Below are 17,409 nucleotides of genomic sequence, written 5' to 3'. Positions count from 1 at the left end.
TGTATTACTTGCCGCCAGACTTCACGGTGTTATTGCCTCGCGAATTTGCCGAGCAAACGACCTAATATGGCAGGTAGAACATGGGATTAGTACCGCGCACGCAACCGACAGGCCCGAAAACAACAACATTAGGCGATGATTTTCGTCTGATACCGCTTTCAAGCCGTCCGCTTTTTGGTGAAGGCTTGCAGTCAGGCATCGTTTTTGGTGGTCATTCTCTCGACGCGGTTATCGACAATTCTCTATCATGCTGTGGGAAGTACACCCTTAGAAACACGCAGCACCACAGTGTTGCCGGACTGACAAGTGATGGCTGTGTGCTTTTTGCTGTGAATTGCCAGATCGGCGGTCGGTGTTGCACGGCGATGGGCGGTTACGACCCCATGGGCGAGCCCATTGTCCCGACATTGGCCCAACAGACCCTGCTGAAAACGCGTTTGCCCAATGCCGATAACCTCATGGTATGGGACGCCAAACCCGGTTCCATCGGCCTCAAAATGAACGGCGCCAATCCCAACGCCAGTGTCTATTTCAACGCTCTGAAAAAGGAACTCAATTTCCATATCAATGCGAGTTGGGCTGATCCGGATATCAAGGCCCACACGAGTCTGACGGTTGATAAAGATCTGAAATTTGCCGGAGGCTCACTTGATGTCGAGGCTGCCGCACGCGGTTTCAAGGCGATTGCCAGCACGGATTTCGACAACAAACTTCGTGCCACCAATAGCTCACTGCAACTTTCTGCTACACACAATCGCTATTCGGGGTCGGCAAGTGTGAAGACAAACGGCAAGGAAACCACGCGTGAATTGGGTCTTGGCTTCCAAGCTACCAAAGAGGTCAAGATCTCGGTTGTCTGGCTGCCCGATAACAAACCACAACCGGCGCCCAAATTGGAATTTCCGTTTAAGCCTGCGTCATTCCATGATGCCAGCAAATTTCGTATCGAGCTTAAAATAGACCTGTGGTGACCATTTAGATTGTTTTTGGCCTATGGTTTAGTTCCATAATCTATCTTATGCGATCTTTGTATCGATGTTTGCCAATGCGTCTGCACTGGCTCTCTTTCCCATTGGACTACTCTCTCCAACGGCTTTGAATTCACCCTATCGTCGCTCGCCAAATTGAATATGCGTCGCTAAGCTTATTGCGAGTCGCACACGTGCCCTGGACTTGTAGACACAAGAAAGGATGACCACCGTGGATTTAAAAACTGTACGTGCCCTGAAAACAGAGATCGCCGAACAGATCATAAAACCTCTTATTACCGAAATTCGCGCCGAACACCGGATCGTCCGTTCCACAGCAATACGGCGCCTGACTGGTGCCGAAGGCGGAATTGCGCTTGGCATTGCTGCCGGTGATGGCAAGAATGATTATCGGCTGGCTGTGCGCGTTCAGCGGCGCGCGCTTGAAACCAATATCCATCTGCGCGCCCAGATCGAGGAAGCCGCCCGCAACAAAGCAGATATCACCTATATCGGCACGGTATTCAAAGGCGGTGCAGATGCAGCCCCCGCAGCCTTGCCGTGGCATCAGTTGCGGCAAAGACCTCTGCTGATTGGCGCATCGATTGGACATTTTTCCATCACGGCAGGTACGCTCGGTGGTTTTGCGCAGCATACGGAGAGTGGCAAGACAGTCATTCTCAGCAATAATCATGTGCTGGCCAATGAGAACAAGGCGAAGATCGGCGATGCGATCCTGCAGCCCGGCGCCTATGATGGCGGCAAGAAAAACAAGGACAAGGTGGGCGAACTGCTCGCCTTTGTGCCCGTTAAATCAGGCATGAACAATCTGGTTGATGCGGCCATTGCTTCAATCGATGCGGATATCGGCTTTGATGCTGTCACTTTAACGGGTGCTGGGAAGCTCAAGGGATTGCGCAAGACCCCGCTCCGTCCCGGCGACAAAGTATTCAAGGTCGGCAGAACAACCGGCATAACGCAGGGCACGGTTACGGCAATTGAAGTCGATGATGTTGTTGTCAGCTATGAGTTTGGCGATATCGGTTTTGATAGCCAGATTGAAATCGAAACATCGGGCAGCGGTCCGTTCAGTTCCGGCGGTGATAGTGGATCGGTAATCATGGACGAAAAAGGCTATGCATGTGCCCTGCTGTTTGCTGGCAGTGATCAGGGTGGCACCAATGGCAAGGGCGTGACCTTTGCCAATGACCTTGCCATTGTGCTGGAACAATTGGGCCTGACGATGCCCGTTTGAGTGTGAAAAACACCCCTCGCCAGCTTTAATATGGCCGGGCTCTAGCCGCAGCCTGTAGGATGCACTAAATTAAAGGACATGAGCACCTCCATCGAACAGGCGCGGCTTGCCAAGCCGAAAGCGAAAGAGATTGCCGGATCATGCGGGACCGTCGTCGGCGTCGGCCTGATCCGCATCGGTGACTCCTATGCCATCAAGGTCAATCTACGCGATCATGTGCCTGAAAAAGCTGATTTGCCCGATACAATTGACGGCGTGAAGATTGTCTATGACGTGATTGGCCCGATATCGCTGCACCAACACTAACCGATCCTGTGGACAAGCACGCGGCTTTTGAGCTCCGTGATATCAGCCACCCTGCTCCTGTCCTATTATGCTTCCATGAAACCATCCCGCGACAWCACCCGCCTTCTCGACATCATGCAAGCTCTGCGCACGCCTGTAACCGGCTGTCCGTGGGATATTGAACAGGATTTCAAATCCATCGCGCCCTATACGCTTGAGGAAGCATTCGAGGTGATCGATGCCATTGAGCGTGATGATATTGATGATCTGCGTGAAGAACTGGGTGATTTACTGCTGCAGGTCGTGTTTCACGCGCGCATGGCCGAAGAACTGAAGGCGTTTGATTTCGGCGATGTGGTTCAGGCGATCACTCACAAGATGATCCGCCGCCATCCGCACGTTTTTGGCGAAGAAGCTGCGCGTGGCGCCGGTATGGCCAAAGGCATGTGGGACAAGATCAAGGCCGAGGAAAAGGCGGAACGGCGTGAGCGCCGCGCTGCACTCAACCTTGGTGCCGTGGAGCCAAACGGCTTCCTTGACGATATTCCGCATGGCTTCCCTGCCCTGATGCGCGCGCTCAAACTACAACAGAAGGCCGCCAAGGTAGGCTTTGACTGGTCGGAGGCCGCGCCTATTCTCGACAAGATCGAGGAAGAAATCGGCGAGTTGAAGCAGGCTATCGCTAATGGCGACCTGAAGAATACGGAAGAAGAATATGGCGACCTCTTGTTTGCCATCGTCAATCTCGGCCGCCATCTGAATCTCGAACCGGAAAGCGCCCTGCGCGGAACCAACGAAAAGTTCCGCTCCCGTTTTCATTATATCGAGCGCAAGTTGAACGAGCAGAAACAGACGCTTGACGCGGCAACGCTTGATGAAATGGAAGCACTCTGGCAGGAAGCAAAAACCGCGAAGTAACGCGGCTTACCCGTTGTTCCGGCGCAATAATTTCTCGTCGAGATTGGCGTGCGACGCGATGGTCATATCCATGGTGAGCGACACCGAGCCGTCGTCCAGATCCTTGCGCTTCACATTGCTGGAATGCTGGTAAATCCAGTCCATCAGGCGCATCTGGTCGGGGCGCAAGGTTATCTTGACATGCTCAAGCTTGCCGGCAATACGGTTCTCGATTTCCTTGAGCAGAGCATCGACGCCCTCACCTGTGATTGCCGATACGGGGATAGGGTGTTCAATGCCCTTTACCGCGGCACTGAGGCGCTGTGCGGACTCGCGGCCTGCTTCATCAAGCTTGTCGATCTTGTTCCACACTTCAAGAATACGTTTTGTATCGCCGCGCTCAATGCCGAGACTGGCCATAATCGCGTGTACATCTTCTGACTGTGCGGCGGTGTCAGGATCGGAAATATCCCTGATATGCAGGATGAGATCGGCTTCCACCACCTCTTCCAATGTTGCCCGGAAGGCAGCGACAAGGTGCGTTGGCAGGCTAGAGATGAAACCCACCGTATCGGACAGGATGATGGTCTCGCCATGTTCCAGCCGAATACGGCGCAGTGTTGGGTCAAGCGTGGCGAAGAGCATATCTTCGGCCACAACCCCTGCTCCGGTCAGCCGGTTGAACAGCGTTGATTTGCCCGCGTTGGTATAGCCGACAAGCGCCACGACCGGATGCGGCACTTTTTTGCGCTTGCTCCGATGCAATGTGCGTGTCTGCACGACTGTTTCCAGCTCGCGCTTGATGCGCAGGATCTTTTCCTGCAAGGCGCGTCTGTCGGCCTCGATCTGCGTTTCACCCGGACCACCGAGGAAGCCACCGCCACCGCGCTGACGTTCAAGGTGGGTCCAGCTGCGAACCAGACGGCCCTTCTGATAGGTCAGATGGGCGAGTTCCACCTGCAAGGCGCCTTCTTTCGTCTGTGCGCGCCGTCCGAAAATCTCGAGGATAAGCCCGGTTCTATCGAGAACCTTGGCATTCCACGCTTTTTCGAGATTACGCTGCTGTACCGGCGTCAGCGAATGATCGACGATCACCAATTCCGCGTGGGAGGCTTCGATGATCTCGTGGATGGTTTCAACTTTGCCCGTGCCCAGCAAAGTGGCCGGACGCGGCGCCGAAACGTTCACGATATCAGAATGGACAATATCCAGATCAATGGCACGCGCCAAACCTTCAGCCTCTTCCAGCCGCGCATCGTCGCTGCGCTGGAATTCGGGCTGGTGCTTCATGCGGCCATGGTCATCGTCCTTGCCGCCAACGGAAAAGCGTTGCGGTAGAACCGGCACAATGACGATTGCACGCGTGGCTTCTCTGGCGGTCTCACCATTATTGGTGGTTTCGCCAGGATTTTGCGCGTTACGCCGTGTTTCTTTGGTCAAATGTTATCTCAGTCGCTGTCTTCGGCCTCAGCTTCGAACATCTGGACAGGCTGGCTCGGCATGATGGTCGAGATGGCATGTTTGTAGACGAGCTGTGAATGGCCGTCGCGGCGCAACAGCACACAGAAATTGTCGAAGGAAGTGACAATACCGGTCAGTTTGACGCCATTGATGAGGAAAATTGTCAGAGAAATCTTCTGTTTTCTGACGGAGTTCAGAAAAAGGTCCTGAAGATTCTGCGATCGTTCAGCCATTGTTTTTGTCCTTTTATGCGATCAGCAAACGTGTCTCATACAAAATTCGGCAACGGGAGCAGAAAAACCTACTCCTGCAGGAGGTGAAAAATAGCTTTGTTAGTCCCCTCATACTCCGGTTAACAGGATGGCGTTTTTTCCGCAATGTCAAAAAACGCTTCTCGTAACGAAAGTGCGATCGTTCCCGGGTGTCCATTTGCCACCGATTCGCCGTCAATCGCAACGATTGGCATGACAACAGTTGTGGCTGCCGTCATGAAAACCTCGCGCGCTCGCTTGGCTTCCTCGACGGAAAAGCCGCGTTCTTCGATCTTTAGGCCGAGTTTTTTGGCCACATCGAAGATGGTTGTGCGGGTAATACCGCGTAAAATGCCGGTTTCTGCCTGTCTGGTCACCAAAACACCATCCTTGGTGACAATCCATGCATTTGTTGCTGCGCCCTCTTTTACGGTGCCGTCAGGATCAACAAACCATGCTTCCTGAGCGCCCTGCTCCTTGGCCTGCTGGCGCGCCATAACATTTGGTAAAAGGCCGACAGATTTAATGTCCACCCGCTCCCAGCGGTTCTCCGGCACAGTGATGACATTGATGCCTTTCGCGGCGCGGGCAGCGGAGGCATTGGGATCAGTGCGTTTGGCAGTAATGACGATAGACGGCGGCGTATCAGCCGAAGGAAATACGTGGTCGCGCCTGGCGACACCGCGGGTCACCTGCAGATAAACCAGACCGTTGCGGACACGATTGCGCCTTACAACTTCGGCAATCACACCCTGCAGCGCCTTGCGGTTCATCGGCCAGGCAATCCGGAGTTCCGAGAGCGACCGGCCAAGCCGATCAAGATGGCGCGTCATGTCCATGATATTGCCACGGGCAATTTCACAGACTTCGTAAACGCCATCGGCAAATTGATAGCCACGGTCTTCAATATGAACCCCGGCGCTGGCATGCGGGATATACTGACCGTTGACATAGGCAATGCGGGACATCGGTAGAACTCCTATTCGAACTGGCCAAAGACGATGCGCATGGGCGTTGGCAGGTCGACGCGCTTGCCGGTGTCTTCCAGTGCGCCAGTTTCGATATCGCGGCTGAATACAGCGATACCGCCGCCCTTTTGATTGGCAACGAGCATAAACTTGCCCGAAGGATCAATCACGAAATTGCGCGGCCCAAGGCCTTGTGACGGCGTCCAGCCAATCAGCGAGATATTGCCATCGGCGGCAATGGCATAGCTGACAATGCTGTTGTGACCACGGTTCGATCCATAGAGGAAGCGGCCATCGGCGCTCACGGCGATCTCAGCGCAGGTATTGGTATCCTTGAAGTCTGCCGGGATAGAGGGAAGCGTTTGGCCAAGCGTCAATTCAGCGGTTTCAGGATTATAATGAAGAACTGAAACAGTACTGTTCAATTCATTGATAACGTAAGCTATTTTGCCATTCTTATGAAATGTCAGATGGCGCGGCCCTGCTCCATCGGGTAGCTGCGTGAATGGCGTTGCTGCCAGTTCAAGCTTTCCGCCCTTGGCCGGGAGCTTGTAAGCCATGATCCGGTCAAGGCCGAGATCGCAGACAAATACCGTGCGGTTATCAGGGCTGACCACGGCGCAGTGACCATGCTGGCGCTTGTCCGTCGGCAGGATCGCGTTCTTGCCCTCATGAATAGCGGCAGCAAAAGCTGGTTCCAACCCGCCATCGGCGCGGATTGCGAAAGCAGCCACCGCATTGCCCGGACGCTCGCCAAGATCGGCGACGGTATAGTTTGAGGCAAAAATGGTTTCGCCCGATTGATCAAAGCCGAGATGGCAGGTCGTATTGCCGAGTGTGGGCTGCATATTGATATAGGACAGCGCGCCCGTTGCTGGGTCGATATCAAAAGCGACTGCCATCCCCTCGTTCCAGCTGGGAATTTCAACGGCTGCATAGAGACGTTTGCGCTTCTCATCGATGGCCAGATAGCCGGGATTGTCGATGGCGAGATACTCGCTGACGAGTGTGAGATCACCGGTTTTGTCGTCAAACCTGAAGACGCTGATACCCTTTCCCTCATCGGGCAAAGCATTGCGATTCAAGTTGCCGACAAAAGCGTAAGTCTTTGACATGATTGGTCTCATGAGTTGGGGGCTGTGAGATGGAGGGTTTCTCCATCGAAAGGAATGATCAGCTTATGGGAATCGATATTCTGCGCTTGCGCATAAGCCTTGAGATCGTCGCGGGTGACCGTCGCGTGGTCAAGAGCTTCCATGTGCGTTGCGATGATTTTTGTCTTCTGCGGGACAATCCGGCAGACCTCGATGGTTTGCTCGGCATCCATGACAATCAGAACGCCATCCCACTTGGCACCGCACGAATGGGTAACGACAATATCAGGCTGTGTCGTCTCGATGGCTTCACGCACCGGCGGATAGAGGATTGTGTCACCTGCCCAGTAGATGGAGGGCTCGTTCTCCGCTTCGATTGTGAAGCCAATTACATTGCCCATGAGCTGGAGAACCGCGCCAGTGCCGTGATTGCCGTCCCGGCGCGTCAGACGAATGTTCTTCCACTTGATATCTGCGGTCAGCGGCGTCACATCCGTAAAGCCGAAAGATCGGATCGTCTCTTCGTCACCCGGCTGGCAAATCAAGGGCAAATGCTTGGGAACGAGTTCCTGCGCTACTGGATCAAAATGATCGGCATGCAGATGGGAGACGAGAACAAGTTCGACACCTTTTAGGATTTCGTCCGTAGATACCGGAAGATCAGTCATCGGGTTGGGCGAACGGCCCGTGAACGATGGACGGCTGTGTTTTGGTGCGAAAAACGGATCGATCAGGATCGTGGAACCAGCATAGTCAAGTTTTAGTGTGGCATTGCGAAGGAGTTGCAGTTTCATTTGTGCGCTTCTTTCTGCTGATCAGAAGAATTCGAGGCTGACGCGGAACATCTGCTCGACCTGTTTGACGGCTTCTGCAGTTGCGAAGATAACCACCCGGTCCTGCGGCTTGATGCGAACAGAACCATCGGGCCGGATCACCTCACCATTGCGATAGATCGCGCCGATACGAAGACCATCGGGTAGATCGAGATCGCGCAGCGGCGCGCCAACGAGCGGCGAGGTTTCGAGTGCTTCCGCCTCTATAATCTCCGCCCGGCCCTTCTGGACACTATGTACGGCCCGGATACGGCCCCGGCGCACATGTTGGAGCACGCGCGAAATCGTGACGCTGCGCGGGCTGATATGGGCATCGATACCCAGAGATTTGCTTAGGTCCAGATAATCCGGGTTGTTGATGAGGACGAGACTGGACTTGCAGCCAAGGCGCTTGGCCATGACGCCCGCCAGCATATTGACCTGATCATCATTGGTCAGCGCCACCAGAAGGTCCGCATCCTGAATTTCCGCTTCAAGCAGAAGTTTCTGGTCTAGCGCGCTGCCGTGCAACACCATGGAACGGCGCAGACCATCGGCGATGGCATTCGCGCGTGTCAGATTGGGTTCGATCAGTTTGACTTTGGTCTTGGGCTGTTTTGCCTCAATGGTCTGGGCAACATAGAGACCGACATTGCCACCGCCCGCTATAACGATGCGTGTGGCCTCAGGCTCCTCGTGTCCGAACAAGGCCAGCGTGCGCCGCACCTGCGCCTTAGTCGTCGCCACATAGGCTATATCACCCGCAAAAAGCTGATCGACCGAGCGCGGAATGAATAATTTATCGCTGCGGATGATCGCCATGACCGTTGAAGGCAGATCGGGGAAAAGATCGCTCAGCTGAATGAGTGGCGTATTGATGACGGGACAGTCTTCCAGACACTCGATCGCCATCACCACAATATTCTCATCGGCAAAGCGCACGACATCGCTCACACCAGGCAAGGCGATACGGCGCAGCACCATTTCACCCACCTCAAGTTCAGGGGAAATGATGACGTCGATGGGCATATGATCGCGGGAAAACAGATCCTGATAATGCGGCTGCAGATAGGCTTGCGCGCGAATACGGGCAATTTTGGTCGGTACGTTGAACAGGGCGTGTGCGACTTCACAGGCGACGATATTGACCTCGTCATAGAGTGTCGCAGCGATGATCATATCAGCCTGCTCGGCACCAGCCGCCGCCAGAACATCCGGATGGGCGCCGTGACCGACGAACCCGCGCACATCTAGCGTATCGCGTATCACCTGAATAAGCTCAGCCGAGGTATCGATAACCGAAATATCATTGTCTTCGGCCGCCAGACGTTCGGCGATACCATATCCTACCTGCCCTGCGCCGCAGATGATGACACGCATCAGCCAATCTTACCTTCGGCAATGACGGCCATAGCGTCCACTTCGATCATAACGTCAGGATGAAACAGTGCAGCTACGCCGATGAGGCTACTGGTCGGAGGACATCGCGTGTTCACCCAGCGATCACGAACAGCGCGTATCTCCGGCAACATGGCCTGATCAAAATCCCTGATGTAATAGGTCAGCCGGACAATACTGCTGAAATCTGTGCCAGCTGCTTTAAGCGTTGCCTCCATATTGGCAAAGACCAGATCAAGCTGTGCGGCCACATCCTTCGTCGGAATTTTCCCCTCTGCGTCGAAAGGAACGTGCCCTGAGAGCATAAGAAGCTTGCCGCCTTCGATCAGCATGGCCTGAGACAGGCCCGGTATGGAAGGACCGGACGGATTGACAGGACGAAACATTCCTCACTCCCATGATAAAAGCCGATGCTGGAGAGCAAAGGCCGCCGACTTTCCCGCAAAACCGGGAGAGTCGCAACCGAATACTGCCATGTTGAATGACGTCTTAGAGCGGATTGAACCGGTCAGACGCCGAGTGATTTCAGCTTGCGATGCAATGCCGAGCGCTCCATGCCGACAAATTCCGCCGTACGGGAAATATTGCCGCCAAACCGGTTGATCTGCGCAATGAGATATTCCTTCTCAAATCGCTCGCGTGCCTCGCGCAGGGGCAAAGCCATGATGTGCTGATCGGATTCGGTTGGAGCCTTTGGCAAGGTGTCACCGATTTCCGCGGGCAGCAGATCGGCTGTAATGACCGCTTCCGGATCATCGCCGCGTGCAAGGATGATCAGCCGTTCGATATTGTTGCGCAACTGGCGGATATTGCCGGGCCAGGAATGCGACTGCAACACAGCCATGGCATCCGGACCGATCTTGCGTGGCTTAATACCGGCCTGTTCGGCAATCTGCGTCATGAAGAACTCCACAAGCGCAGGAATATCATCGCGGCGGTCGGCCAAAGGCGGAACGATAACCGGCACAACGGCCAACCGGTGGAAGAGGTCTTCGCGGAAACGGCCCTCGGCAATCATGGCTTCGAGATTCTGCGCGGTGGAAGAGATGATGCGCACATCCACCTTGATGCGCTTGGTGCCGCCTACCCGTTCAAACTGCTGATCAACGAGAACGCGCAGAATCTTGTTCTGCGTTTCGCGCGGCATATCGGCAATTTCATTGAGGTACAGAATACCGCCATGGGCTTCTTCCAGCGCACCGACCTTGCGTTCGCCGCCGTCGGATTCGGTGCCGAACAGCTCCACTTCCATCCGTTCCGGGGTAATGGTTGCGGCATTCAAATTGACGAATGGCCCCTTTGAACGGGCAGAAAGTGCGTGGATGGCGCGGGCAGTGAGTTCCTTGCCTGCCCCCGATGGGCCGGTGATCATGATACGGCTGTTGGTCGGTGCAACGCGCTCAATCGTCTGGCGCAAATGGTTCATCGACAGTGATGTGCCGAGCAGTTCAAAACTCTCTGTGGAACGCTTGCGCAGATCCGAAACCTCGCGCCGTAGCTTCGATGTCTCCAGTGCCCGTTCGGCAATGAGGATCAGGCGATCTGCCTTGAATGGCTTCTCGATAAAATCATAGGCGCCGCGGCGAATGGCTGAAACGGCGGTTTCAATATTACCGTGACCGGAGATCATCACCACCGGAATCTCCGGATGACGGATTTTGATTTCGTCCAGCAGGGCAAGGCCATCGAGACGGCTGCCCTGCATCCAGATATCCAGAAAGATCAGCCGGGGAATGCGATCATCGATCGCAGCCAAGGCGCTGTCAGCGTCGGAAGCCACACGGGTTTCGTGGCCTTCATCGCTCAATATTCCTGCAACAAGCTCGCGGATGTCGACTTCATCGTCGACGACAAGAATGTCAGATGCCATTTGAATTCACCTGTTTCGCCGATTGAGTGGTATTTTCGGCTGTCTGTGTATCGGTAGGGGTAGTTGGAAATATCATGCGGATCATTGCACCACGTCCGCCGTAAAAATCTTCAGGGGCGTCGTGCAATTCAATTTGACCGTCATGTTCTTCGACGATCTTTTTGACAATTGCGAGGCCAAGGCCTGTGCCCTTCTCGCGCGTTGTCATATAGGGTTCGAGCAGGCGCTGCCGATGTTCCCGTGGCAAGCCTTTGCCATTGTCGGTAACTTCGACGATCAACTCATCCCCTTCTTGCTTGGAGCGGACGCGGATGTGCCCCTCCCCTAGCCCTTCTTTAACAACGGATTCAATAGCTTCCGCTGCATTCTTTATCACGTTTCCGAAGGCTTGGCCGATCAATCGGCCATCAAACTGACCCACAAGCGGAACGTTGCCAAAATCCCGCTCAAAGCGGATATCACTGCGGCTGACTTCCACAAGAAATGAAGCCTCGCGCAGTGCTTCGCGCAGGTCCATCGCCTTGATTTCCGGCTTGGGCATGCGGGCAAAGGATGAAAACTCATCCACCATACGGCCGATATCACCCACCTGCCGGATGATTGTTTCTGTGCACTGGTCAAACACTTCGCGGTCTTCGGTGATCACCTTGCCATAACGTCTGCGGATACGTTCGGCGGACAGCTGAATTGGCGTCAGCGGGTTCTTGATTTCATGGGCAATGCGCCGCGCTACATCGGCCCAGGCCGAGGACCGCTGTGCCTCAACGAGATCGGTGATGTCATCCACCGTCACGACATAGGAATGTTCTGCGGATTCGGCGTCTTCAACCGTGATCTGAACATTGAATGTGCGGGCGCTGCCACGGCGCGACATAGACACCTGTTCGCGATAAACCGGGCGGCCTGTGGCGTGGGCCACTTCGAAAACCAGCCCGATCTCAGGTACAAGTGCCGTCAGATTCTTGCCAACAGCGGTGACCGGATCAAGCTCGAACATGGTTTCTGCAGATCGGTTCATGATGCCGATAATGCCATCACCGTCTACGCTGATCACACCGGCGGTGACACCTGACAGCACAGCTTCCGAGAAACGGCGGCGTTCATCGATCTGGTCTTTCGCTGCTACAAGATCACGACGTTGCGTGCCAAGCTGGCGCACCATGGTGTTGAATGTTTGGGAGAGCGAGCCAACATCGCCGTCAGAACGGCGCACGGGCACGGCCACATCGAGATTACCCGTCGCGACATCACCCGCCGCCCCGATCAGCAGGCGAATAGGACGCACAAGCCTGTCGGCCACCGCAATACCTGTCCAGATTGCCGATAAGAGCAATGTCAGGGTGAGTCCGAAATAAAGCAACGCAAACAGAATCTGTGTGTTAACGCCGTTGGCGGCGAGCTGGCGCGCTTCCGGCGTGTTGCTCTCAATCGCCCGCATGGAGTTCAGAATGTCTCCGTCTACGGGGCGGACCGTATAAAGAAACATGTCGGGTATTTGCTGCAACTTCACAACAGCACTCAGCAGATTGGTCTGTTCCGGCGGTATCAGAACCGGCCTGCCATCTTCAGCTGTCTTCAAGATGGATTTTGCCACGGGCGGTATTGTTATGCTGGTGCGTATATCGGCACGAACGGCCACGTCTCCGCTGGAACGGATGATGAAAGCACCAATCAGGCCACGCCCATTCGCCTGCTGGGTAAGGAACCGCGTGAAGCTGGTGCGATCAAGATTGTAGAGCGAGCGCTGCGAATCCACATCGCTGACCATTTCCAGTGTTGTTCCCTGCAAATTGCGGGCACTTTCCTGAATGTAGGAATTGGCAAGGCTGATTGAGGAATTGACGATCGTCGTTGTTCGCATCTCGAACCAGCGATCAAGTCCAAGGTCAAGCGTAACGGAAGCGACGATTGCAACAAGCATGGCCGGAACGGCGGCGACAAGCGAAAACAGTACAACAAGACGCACATGCAGTCGTGCAGCAGCCTTCCCCCGGTTTCTGGCCTGGCTGATACGATAGATTTCCCGGCCGATCAGAACAATCAGCGCGAGAATCAGCACCGCATTGATACTGGTGAGGAAGAAGGAAATGTTGCTGTCAGGGCGAACCGGTGTCATTCCGGTCAAGATGAAAAACGTTATACCGGTGGTCAAAAGCGCCAGCACAACCGTGATAACACCAATACGGGAATAAAAACGCTGCGTGTTGCCGCCAGCGGCAGCCGTGAGCGAATTCCCGAACTGATTGACCGAATTTGATAAGAGCATCGCTTATGCCATCCCAACCACGTTGCACTCATGCAACACATTGTGGCGGAAATGCAACGCCCTGTCGTTGAAAGTTGTGCAGAATTTACTTGGAGATTCACTAGTGAACCTAATTGATGCGTTAAAAGTCGGCGGAAATTCGATGAAATAGCCCGCTGGCTTACCTTAATATTTCCGTGCGCAATCCAAATTGTATGAATTTCAGAGAAAGAAAAGGCGAGCGTAACGCTCGCGTCAAAATTTAGCCGGAGTATTAATGCAGGGGTAGGAAATATCGTTTTGCATTCAGGAGATACTCGTTGTTTAACATTCAAAAATTGACCTTGTCTTTGCTTGTCGTCTCGGCGATGGCTGTGCCCGCCATGGCGCAGGCGCCCGATATAACGGGCACCTATGTCAATGATACGGGACGCACAAAGGTGCGGCTGAGCGATTGCGGCGCGGGTATTTGCGGCACGGTGATCTGGATGAGCAACCCTGTTAATGACGTCAACAACCCTGATGCGTCCAAGCGCGACCGGCCGGTTGTGGGAATACAGGCAGTCACATTGAAGCCGACGGATTCGGGAACCTATACCGGTTCTCTCTACAACACAGAAAATGGCAAGACCTATTCCGGCAAAGCCAAGCTTTCGGACAAGGGCATTCAACTGTCAGGTTGCGTGCTTGGCGGGCTGCTCTGCAAAGATTCGACCTGGCGGCGGGTTGATTAAAGCCATCATCTCCACGGATTATCCATGCGCTTAAAAGCACTGGTGATATTCGGCGCGGTCCTCTGCCTTTTGTGCTTTCCGCTTGCCCTGTTCTTTGCCGGGATTTCTGTGATGGCATCGGATGGCGGCGTGACGCCTGAATCGCGCATGATTTTTTACGTGATGTGCGGCTGGCCGATTAGCGCGCTTGGCGGTCCCATTGGCGCAGCATTGACCCACCGCCGAATCGGCGGATGGGCCTTGCTGTGGTTTGTTCCGTGCCTGGCCTATGCCGTTGCTATTCTCGGCCTGAATGTGCTTGGCCATTGACGACAGAATCGGCTGTCAGAGTTCCATGAAGGACTGAAAGCCACCATAGATCATGCGCTTGCCATCAAAAGGCATTTCCCATTTATCGCTGTCAAGCCGAGGATCGGCCATGACCTTCTTGTTAATCTCGTCCCGCTCCGCCCGTGAATTATAGACAATCCACGAAAATACAACGACTTCGTCTTCCTTGGCCTGTACCGCGCGCGGAAAGGATGTGAGTTCACCATAGGGAACATCATCGCCAATGCATTCCACATAGGCGAGTGCTCCATATTCTTTCCAGACGCCGCCAGCTGTATTGGCCATGGCCTTATACGCGTCGATCTTGTCCTTCGGTACGGCGAGTACAAATCCATCAACATATGACATTTTGATCTCCTCACTTGTTTCAACTGCCCTAGGACGATTGAACGGAGCACTATCCGACATCGTTCCCTGATTTTTTTCAAAACGGCATCAAATGCGCGTTGAGCCTTGGGGCGAAAATCATGCAGAGGCGTACCCAGTTTTTGAGATGGGTACGCCGGTTATTGGCTCAGTGAATAATTAGAGCCCGTTCTTCTTGAGAATTTCGGGCGCATTTTCCTTGGTAATGGTTTCAGTATCGAGGACGATTTTCTTTTCGACCTTTTCGCCAGCCAGTACTTTCAGTGCCTGCCGCAATCCCTCAGCGCCCGGTGTCGGATAAAGGAATGTGGCGGCAAGCTCGCCCTTATTGACCCACTGGACACCTTCATTCGGCAGGCCATCAACGCCAAGGAACAGAATGTTCTTTTCGCGCCCTGCGTCTTTGGCGGCGAGATAAGCACCGTAGGCCATGGGATCATTATGGCCATAGACCAAGCTTATATCTTCATGGTTGCGCAAGGCCGTCGCCATGATGTTATAGGCCTGATCCTGCTTCCAGTCGCCAGATTGCTTGTCCAACAGATAGGTAATGCCCTTCTCCGCGTCGGTATATTTGTGGAAACCGTCGCTGCGATCATGGCTGGCCTGCGTGCCGAGACCGCCCCAGATTTCAACCACAGTGCCTTTGGCTTTGCCCTTGCCACCAAGCAATTCCACCGCATGTTGTCCGGCGGCTTCACCGATGACGACGTTATCGCCGCCAATCCACTGGGTGAACTTGTCCGTATCCACATTGCGATCAAGTACGATCACTGGAATATTGGCATCCATGGCCTTTTCCACAACGCCGGTCAGGCCAGCCGATTCCTTTGGTGAAATCAGGATAGCGTCGACCTCCTGCCGGATGAAATTCTCGACGTCGGCGACCTGTTTTTCCGTCTTGTCCTGTCCATCCGCTACAAGCAATTCGACATTCGGATGGTTCTTGGCTTCGGCCACCAGATCCTTGTTGAACTGGACGCGCCAAGGTTCGACGGTCGTGGTCTGGCTGAAACCGATGACGTATTTGTCTTTGGCCTCCGCGCTTGGCATGTGAAGTGCCAGTGGCGCTATGAAGGCGGTTGCCATTGCCAATTTGGCAAAATGTCTGCGTGTCAGATGCATGATTTCCTCCCTGTTATTTTCTGTCGTGATGTTCTTTGCTGTCAGTTCATTCACCCTGCCCTTGCCTGTTTTCTGGCTTGTCGGGCGCGGATTTCTTTGAAGGATTGGCTGTCATTAGCTGGGAGAGGAAAAACAGCCATCCGCTGGAGCGTCGCTCCTGCAACAACACTGCAACGATGATGATGATGCCCTTGAGCACCAGCTGCGTATTGCTGTCGATATTGTTCAGCTGCAGGATATTGCTGAGGAAACCGAAGATGAGCACGCCGACAAGTGTGCCGATCATCGAACCGCGGCCACCCATGAGGCTGGTTCCACCGATAACCACGGCGGCAATTGCATCAAGCTCCAGTCCCATGCCCGCATCGGGCTTTCCCTGCCGGTATTGCGCAACGTAAAGAATGCCTGCGAGCGCAGCGAGATAGCCCGAGATGGCGTAAACGGTGATTTTCACGCGCCAGACCGGCACACCGGCAAGGCGCGCGGCCTCTTCATTGCCGCCGATTGCATAGATATAGCGTCCGAACTTCGTATATTTGAGGATTACCCAGAATAGCAGGATAATGCCTGCGAAGATCAATCCGGGCACGGGCACCAGCCCGAAGATCAACGAGCGAAGGAACTCAAAGTTTTCAGTTGCATTGCTGCCTGTGTAGACAGGCCAGACTGCCGTGTTCTGCCCTGCAGTCAGGCGCGCAATACCAAGTCCAGCAACCATCATGGCGAGCGTCACAATGAACGGCTGTAGACGACCGCCGACAATGACGAGGCCATTGACCATTCCCAGCATGAAACCAACCGCCGGAACCACAACCAGCACCAGCAGCACTCCGGCCTTTGCATCTGCGCCTGATGCGACCCACCAGGCGATTGCCGCTGCGCCGATAATGGCGACGAGGGCAATGATGCGATTTAATTGCGTCTGATTATCCGATTGCTCACCGACCGACCGGTCGCGAGCCTTTGCGATGAATAATCCCGCCCCCAGAACCACGAGAAATGAAAGAATGAAAATAGCGGGCACGCCAATCGAATAGGCTGCCGACCAGCCTTCATTGGTCAAAAGCATGGCGCAAACGACGGAACCGAGCGCAAGGACCGATCCGACAGACAGGTCGATCCCTGATATCAGGATCACCAGTGTCATACCGACAGCCGTAATTCCCGTGACGGAAATTTGCCTGAAAACATCGGACAGGTTGCCATAGGACAGGAAAATATTGTGCCCTTTGGACGAGACGGGAGATGAGAAGATGCCAACCAGAAACAGCAGTACCAATCCCCAATAAAGCTTGGTTGCGTTGAGCACGCTTTTGATCCGGCCCAGATTGCGTTGGGATGACTGCATGG

Annotated in this window: 18 protein-coding genes; 6 read left to right on the top strand and 12 right to left on the bottom strand. The window is 54.3% G+C overall.

Translation table 11 applies throughout. The features are described 5' to 3' along the window. The first annotated feature begins 80 nt into the window (after positions 1-80). The 4 genes from AB4Y96_RS11855 (at position 81) to mazG (ending at position 3,426) form a co-directional block, all read left to right on the top strand. Positions 81-971, top strand: coding sequence for a hypothetical protein (locus AB4Y96_RS11855; protein ID WP_441917529.1), 891 nt, complete (start codon positions 81-83; stop codon positions 969-971). A gap of 229 nt (positions 972-1,200) precedes the next feature. Further along, a complete protein-coding gene (locus AB4Y96_RS11850; RefSeq protein ID WP_441917527.1) occupies positions 1,201-2,223 on the top strand; it encodes a hypothetical protein in 1,023 nt (340 codons plus the stop codon). Between the two features lie 78 nt (positions 2,224-2,301). Continuing rightward, on the top strand, positions 2,302-2,529 hold the full coding sequence (locus AB4Y96_RS11845) for a hypothetical protein (RefSeq protein ID WP_441917526.1): 228 nt from the start codon (positions 2,302-2,304) through the stop codon (positions 2,527-2,529). Positions 2,530-2,604: 75 nt separating this feature from the next. Next, on the top strand, positions 2,605-3,426 hold the full coding sequence (gene mazG, locus AB4Y96_RS11840) for a nucleoside triphosphate pyrophosphohydrolase (RefSeq protein ID WP_441917630.1): 822 nt from the start codon (positions 2,605-2,607) through the stop codon (positions 3,424-3,426). 6 nt (positions 3,427-3,432) lie between these two features. Here mazG and hflX read toward each other — a convergent pair whose 3' ends face one another. From hflX to AB4Y96_RS11795, 9 genes are all read right to left on the bottom strand, one after another. Then, positions 3,433-4,845: a GTPase HflX gene (gene hflX, locus AB4Y96_RS11835; RefSeq protein ID WP_441917525.1), complete on the bottom strand. Its 1,413-nt coding sequence runs from the start codon at positions 4,843-4,845 to the stop codon at positions 3,433-3,435. Between the two features lie 8 nt (positions 4,846-4,853). Further along, the gene (hfq, locus tag AB4Y96_RS11830) at positions 4,854-5,099 is read right to left on the bottom strand and encodes an RNA chaperone Hfq (RefSeq protein ID WP_091885912.1); all 246 of its coding nucleotides are present in this window, start codon (positions 5,097-5,099) and stop codon (positions 4,854-4,856) included. A 119-nt stretch (positions 5,100-5,218) separates the two neighbouring features. Further along, positions 5,219-6,085, bottom strand: a complete 867-nt coding sequence (locus AB4Y96_RS11825) for a D-amino-acid transaminase (protein ID WP_091885914.1) — start codon at positions 6,083-6,085, stop codon at positions 5,219-5,221. An 11-nt stretch (positions 6,086-6,096) separates the two neighbouring features. After that, on the bottom strand, positions 6,097-7,200 hold the full coding sequence (locus tag AB4Y96_RS11820; RefSeq protein ID WP_441917523.1) for a lactonase family protein: 1,104 nt from the start codon (positions 7,198-7,200) through the stop codon (positions 6,097-6,099). Between the two features lie 8 nt (positions 7,201-7,208). After that, the gene (locus AB4Y96_RS11815) at positions 7,209-7,973 is read right to left on the bottom strand and encodes an MBL fold metallo-hydrolase (RefSeq protein WP_441917522.1); all 765 of its coding nucleotides are present in this window, start codon (positions 7,971-7,973) and stop codon (positions 7,209-7,211) included. A gap of 21 nt (positions 7,974-7,994) precedes the next feature. Further along, complete coding sequence (gene trkA / locus AB4Y96_RS11810) at positions 7,995-9,371, bottom strand: Trk system potassium transporter TrkA (protein WP_441917521.1); 1,377 nt, start codon at positions 9,369-9,371, stop codon at positions 7,995-7,997. Beyond that, complete coding sequence (locus AB4Y96_RS11805; RefSeq protein ID WP_441917520.1) at positions 9,371-9,775, bottom strand: RidA family protein; 405 nt, start codon at positions 9,773-9,775, stop codon at positions 9,371-9,373. Before AB4Y96_RS11805 ends, trkA begins: the two co-directional genes overlap by 1 nt. Positions 9,776-9,897: 122 nt before the next feature. Beyond that, on the bottom strand, positions 9,898-11,259 hold the full coding sequence (gene ntrX / locus AB4Y96_RS11800) for a nitrogen assimilation response regulator NtrX (protein ID WP_091885929.1): 1,362 nt from the start codon (positions 11,257-11,259) through the stop codon (positions 9,898-9,900). Continuing rightward, complete coding sequence (locus tag AB4Y96_RS11795; protein WP_441917517.1) at positions 11,249-13,525, bottom strand: ATP-binding protein; 2,277 nt, start codon at positions 13,523-13,525, stop codon at positions 11,249-11,251. Before AB4Y96_RS11795 ends, ntrX begins: the two co-directional genes overlap by 11 nt. A 299-nt stretch (positions 13,526-13,824) precedes the next feature. Between AB4Y96_RS11795 and AB4Y96_RS11790 the strand changes: the two genes are divergently transcribed. After that, positions 13,825-14,238: a DUF2147 domain-containing protein gene (locus AB4Y96_RS11790; RefSeq protein WP_091885934.1), complete on the top strand. Its 414-nt coding sequence runs from the start codon at positions 13,825-13,827 to the stop codon at positions 14,236-14,238. A 24-nt stretch (positions 14,239-14,262) separates the two neighbouring features. After that, positions 14,263-14,547, top strand: a complete 285-nt coding sequence (locus AB4Y96_RS11785; protein WP_441917515.1) for a hypothetical protein — start codon at positions 14,263-14,265, stop codon at positions 14,545-14,547. A gap of 15 nt (positions 14,548-14,562) precedes the next feature. Here AB4Y96_RS11785 and AB4Y96_RS11780 read toward each other — a convergent pair whose 3' ends face one another. The 3 genes from AB4Y96_RS11780 to AB4Y96_RS11770 form a co-directional block, all read right to left on the bottom strand. Beyond that, complete coding sequence (locus tag AB4Y96_RS11780) at positions 14,563-14,916, bottom strand: DUF1428 domain-containing protein (protein ID WP_091885940.1); 354 nt, start codon at positions 14,914-14,916, stop codon at positions 14,563-14,565. Positions 14,917-15,093: 177 nt separating this feature from the next. Then, positions 15,094-16,053, bottom strand: coding sequence for a substrate-binding domain-containing protein (locus tag AB4Y96_RS11775; protein WP_441917628.1), 960 nt, complete (start codon positions 16,051-16,053; stop codon positions 15,094-15,096). A 52-nt stretch (positions 16,054-16,105) separates the two neighbouring features. Further along, complete coding sequence (locus tag AB4Y96_RS11770; protein WP_441917626.1) at positions 16,106-17,407, bottom strand: ABC transporter permease; 1,302 nt, start codon at positions 17,405-17,407, stop codon at positions 16,106-16,108. Positions 17,408-17,409 lie beyond the last annotated feature (2 nt).

Origin of the sequence: Phyllobacterium sp. TAF24 (genome assembly GCF_052113785.1) — a bacterium.
Lineage (GTDB): Bacteria > Pseudomonadota > Alphaproteobacteria > Rhizobiales > Rhizobiaceae > Phyllobacterium.
Note: the sequence above shows the minus strand (reverse complement) of the source record. Positions and strands in the feature narration are given on the sequence as shown.

Bases quoted from the DNA above. Each gene is read 5' to 3' on its own strand.
- AB4Y96_RS11855 (WP_441917529.1), top strand. From the start codon at position 81: ATGGGATTAGTACCGCGCACGCAACCGACAGGCCCGAAAACAACAACA.
- AB4Y96_RS11845 (WP_441917526.1), top strand. From the start codon at position 2,302: ATGAGCACCTCCATCGAACAGGCGCGGCTTGCCAAGCCGAAAGCGAAA.
- hfq (WP_091885912.1), bottom strand. From the start codon at position 5,099: ATGGCTGAACGATCGCAGAATCTTCAGGACCTTTTTCTGAACTCCGTC.
- AB4Y96_RS11825 (WP_091885914.1), bottom strand. From the start codon at position 6,085: ATGTCCCGCATTGCCTATGTCAACGGTCAGTATATCCCGCATGCCAGC.
- AB4Y96_RS11820 (WP_441917523.1), bottom strand. From the start codon at position 7,200: ATGTCAAAGACTTACGCTTTTGTCGGCAACTTGAATCGCAATGCTTTG.
- AB4Y96_RS11815 (WP_441917522.1), bottom strand. From the start codon at position 7,973: ATGAAACTGCAACTCCTTCGCAATGCCACACTAAAACTTGACTATGCT.
- trkA (WP_441917521.1), bottom strand. From the start codon at position 9,371: ATGCGTGTCATCATCTGCGGCGCAGGGCAGGTAGGATATGGTATCGCC.
- AB4Y96_RS11805 (WP_441917520.1), bottom strand. From the start codon at position 9,775: ATGTTTCGTCCTGTCAATCCGTCCGGTCCTTCCATACCGGGCCTGTCT.
- ntrX (WP_091885929.1), bottom strand. From the start codon at position 11,259: ATGGCATCTGACATTCTTGTCGTCGACGATGAAGTCGACATCCGCGAG.
- AB4Y96_RS11795 (WP_441917517.1), bottom strand. From the start codon at position 13,525: ATGCTCTTATCAAATTCGGTCAATCAGTTCGGGAATTCGCTCACGGCT.
- AB4Y96_RS11785 (WP_441917515.1), top strand. From the start codon at position 14,263: ATGCGCTTAAAAGCACTGGTGATATTCGGCGCGGTCCTCTGCCTTTTG.
- AB4Y96_RS11780 (WP_091885940.1), bottom strand. From the start codon at position 14,916: ATGTCATATGTTGATGGATTTGTACTCGCCGTACCGAAGGACAAGATC.
- AB4Y96_RS11770 (WP_441917626.1), bottom strand. From the start codon at position 17,407: ATGCAGTCATCCCAACGCAATCTGGGCCGGATCAAAAGCGTGCTCAAC.